This window comes from Dechloromonas denitrificans (genome assembly GCF_001551835.1).
Taxonomy (GTDB): Bacteria; Pseudomonadota; Gammaproteobacteria; order Burkholderiales; family Rhodocyclaceae; genus Azonexus; species Azonexus denitrificans.
In genome coordinates this window covers 750,133-753,702 of the sequence record NZ_LODL01000021.1, presented here as the reverse complement: position 1 = coordinate 753,702, position 3,570 = coordinate 750,133, and the positions used below count along the sequence as shown (strand labels likewise).

Annotated in this window: 4 protein-coding genes; all 4 read left to right on the top strand. The window is 55.4% G+C overall.

Translation table 11 applies throughout. The annotated features are described in order from the left end of the window. Positions 1-405: contractile injection system protein, VgrG/Pvc8 family (locus tag AT959_RS21885; protein WP_276203690.1), on the top strand; the 405-nt coding region annotated here is incomplete at its 5' end. Beyond that, complete coding sequence (locus AT959_RS14715) at positions 374-1,258, top strand: DUF2345 domain-containing protein (RefSeq protein WP_066884343.1); 885 nt, start codon at positions 374-376, stop codon at positions 1,256-1,258. The genes AT959_RS21885 and AT959_RS14715, both read left to right, overlap by 32 nt. Positions 1,259-1,260: 2 nt before the next feature. Continuing rightward, a complete protein-coding gene (locus AT959_RS14710; RefSeq protein ID WP_066884342.1) occupies positions 1,261-2,739 on the top strand; it encodes a LysM peptidoglycan-binding domain-containing protein in 1,479 nt (492 codons plus the stop codon). Next, positions 2,736-3,395 (top strand): hypothetical protein, encoded by a 660-nt coding sequence (locus AT959_RS14705; RefSeq protein ID WP_066884335.1) that lies wholly within the window; start codon positions 2,736-2,738, stop codon positions 3,393-3,395. The genes AT959_RS14710 and AT959_RS14705 overlap by 4 nt, the downstream gene beginning before the upstream one ends. Positions 3,396-3,570: the final 175 nt, after the last annotated feature.

Here is a 3,570-nt window from a genome sequence, read left to right as displayed (position 1 = left end):
CAGGCGATCGATGCGCGCCTGAAGCAGTTTCACGGCGCAGGCAGCGTCCGCGCCGCAGCACCGGGCACCACCTTCCTGCTGGCCGATCACCCGGAACATGACCGGGACACGGCCGAGCAGCGCCGCTTCCTGATCACCGCCATCACCCACCATGGCCGCAACAATCTCGGTGAGACCCGAATCGGGATGATGCCCGCGGTCGACCCGCAAAAAAGCACAAAAACCAAAGATGAGACGGTCGACCTCTATCGCAACCAGATCACCGCCATCCGCGCCAGCCTGCCCTGGCGTCCACTACTCTCCGACAGCCATGGCCGCATGGTCCATCCGCGGCCGACCATCAACGGCACATTGACCGCCATCGTCGTCGGCAATGGCCAGCAAAGGCAGCACGGCCGCCAGTAACGGCAGCATCAAAACCGTCGAGGGCGGCACCGGTACCGTGCCCGTCTGGAGCGAACCACGCCTCCAATACAGCGCGCCGGCCGGCATCGCCCTGCTCACCCCGAAAAGCCATATTCTGGCCGCCGGAAAAAACCTCAGCATCGCCAGCAGCCAGGACAGCAACCTGATCGCCCAAGGCAACCACAGCCTGGCGGTGAAAAACGGCATCGCGCTGTTTACCGTCGGCAAGGCCAGCAACCCAAAGAAACCGAACACAGAAACGGGTATCCACCTGCACGCCGCCAGCGGCAAGGTCAGCCTGCAAAGCCAGAGCGGCAAAACCACCGCTGCCGCCGACAAGAAAGTGACTTTCGCCAGCACCAACGGCAGCCTCAATGCCAGTGCCAAACAGAAAATCCTCGCGACTGCCCAAGGGGCCTACCTGAAAATCGAAGGCGGCAACATCGAACTGCATGCGCCGAACAAGGTGGAGTTCAAGGCGAGCAAGAAGGATTGGACGGGGCCGAAGAGTGCCAGCGGGGGAGATATTCGTTTCCCCTGTGGCGACTATGAGTTACCGCAAGTTGAACCAAAGACACGTAGTTTCCAGTGGCAATTGCATTCAGGCCTGAATGGACTGCAGCAAAGCGATGTCCCATATCAAATTGTTTCTGACGGAAAACTTCTGGCCGAGGGACGAACCGATTCTTTGGGACAAACACAGCGCCATAAAGAAGAAGGGCATTACCAACCGGTCGAAGTCTGGTTTGGTGAGTCGGGTTGGTCCGTTCAGCCCGAAGCTGAGGATACCGGTATGCCTTTCCCAATGGATGAGCAGCGCTATGGTGACGATGAAGATTTGTGGAAGGCATAAACATGACTGCTGAAACATACACCGTTCAACAAGGCGATACGCTCGGCAAAATCGCCGCTCAGCACGGGGTGAGCGTTGATGAAATCGCACAGACTAATCACATCCGGGATCGCAACAAAATCTCGGTTGGACAACGGTTTAACATTCCAAAAAAAAATGGGAAAAAGCAGCCGTCTGCCCAATCAGAAGGAGAGGAGTGGTCCGAGACGGTGATGCGATTTGTGGACAGCATTGGCCGCCCGATCGTTGGCTTGGCGGTTCGGCTGGTAGTTGCCGGGAACGAACTACGCGCTAAAACTGATGCGAGTGGGTGCATTTCACCCATGCGCTGCAACAACGCCAACGAAACCATAGAGATTCATGTCGAAAAAGCCCCCGCGCGTGGCGGTGGCGAAAAACAGATTGCGAGTTATGCGCCTCGTCCGGGACAACAAAAAATCCAGGTCAAAAGTGGCATGCATGTTGAAAAAAGCGCCTTGAGGTCTCATGAGGGAACGCCTGAACGCCCACCCCGCAAGCTCCCGTCAACACCACTAGAACCGCTTGAAACGCGCACGACGGGCGGAAATCCGCTTTCCTGCTCCGTCGGCTGCGAATGCCCAAACGACGATGACTTGAAGCTGGGTCCTAACAATATCTACCGACCATGGGTCAAAGTGGCTGCCCAACGTGCTGGCCTGATTCCACAGGCGGTTGCCGCAGTGATGAATGCGGAAGCTGCCAAGGACAAAGCAGGGAAGTGGAAGGAGGACTCGAAATCACCTTCGAGTTCCGCTACGGGCATGACGCAGTTCCTCGATGGTAGCTGGGTTGCCGAAGCGGTACGCTCCGGCACCTACCTGAACAATAAAGCTCGCAAGGAAGCTTGGCTCAAGCAGGACGAAAAAGGCGCGTGGTGTTTCGTAAAACAGGATGGAACGCTTGTTTCTGGTCCCGGCCTCGACCGAAAACTGATGAAACTGTTTACAGGGAAACGCTCAGCATCAGACAAAAACCTTCAAAAACTCCTCAATTTGCGCAATGAGGCCGAGTTCGCCATCATGGCTGCGATGGACTACGCTAGGGCCAATCTTGATAGCCTCAGTGCAAAAGGCTATGCCATTAGTGGCCTAAACGATACCGAGAAGGCTCGAATCATGTATCTATGCCACCACCTAGGGCTTGCCGATGCGACCCATTTTATCCAGAACGACATTCCAGAAGAGGATGTGTTCGCGGTAGACAAAAACGGCAACAAGCGGCTTAAACAGAATGGGGCGAAGAAGTTGCTGACTACACAGTTGGGGGGCGAGGGTACCGAAAAATGGCTCAAGAAGGCGTCGGATAACTGGATCAAAGCGCATCGTTTGTGGTTGGAGGACTTTATGAATCGAGCCCTCATTCCGCATATTTTTGCTTGTCCTGGAGATAAACAGGAGGAACTAAAAACCGACGAAAAGGCAGGGGCCCTAACTGATATCACCGAGAGGCTGAAGAAATGAAACGACTGCTTTTATTCATCGCACTGCTTATATCGTCAGTAACGGCATTTGCGAACGACACACCGGCGGATAAAGTCGAGCTACAGGGACACCGTATCGTCGTAAATGGAGTAAGGCTCAACATAACCCGCCAATACGATGGAAAGCGCTTGGATTTGTATAACGAGACCATCTTTGAAGTCTCTGGCAAGAACCCTGGCCTATTTTTGAGCTTCTACCCAGACAAGGTTCCATCAAGTGAATGGCAACCCACTACCGAGCACATTATTATCACCGACGCCACCGGTAATAAGGTGCGCCAATCCAATAGACTTGACACCGGCATCGAGTTCGACTGGGGCGACAACAACTATGTCATTTTTGAAGATGGCGCAATGTACTTCGGCATCTACAACCGCCGCTGCAACGAGAACAACTGCCGCAGCATGTACGTCCCCTATCGCATGCAGTTCGTCTATCGCGACGGCAAGCTCGAAGAAAACAAAGGGCCGTGGCGTGGCCCGGCCAAGCCAGAAATTTACATCGAACCCACGGGTAAAGACCCATGTTTCAACGTAAACGGCGTGGAAGCTTGTCGTGAGGAACTCGTACGGGAGAGGGCGACGAAGCAAGCAAAACAGAAACGAAAAGCGGCCGCGTCTGCAACGACGAAGTAGTTCCTCCGTCAAGGTTGGCCATGGCGCCACCCTCGCCGAGGACAGCCTCGACCGCTGGCACGGCCTGCGTCAGCTCGACACCAGTGAGAGCAAGGCGAGCAGTTGGGATTACCGCACGCTCTCGAACCTCCCGCAGAGCGCCGCCCACGGCGAGCGCATGCTGAACAACCAGCGC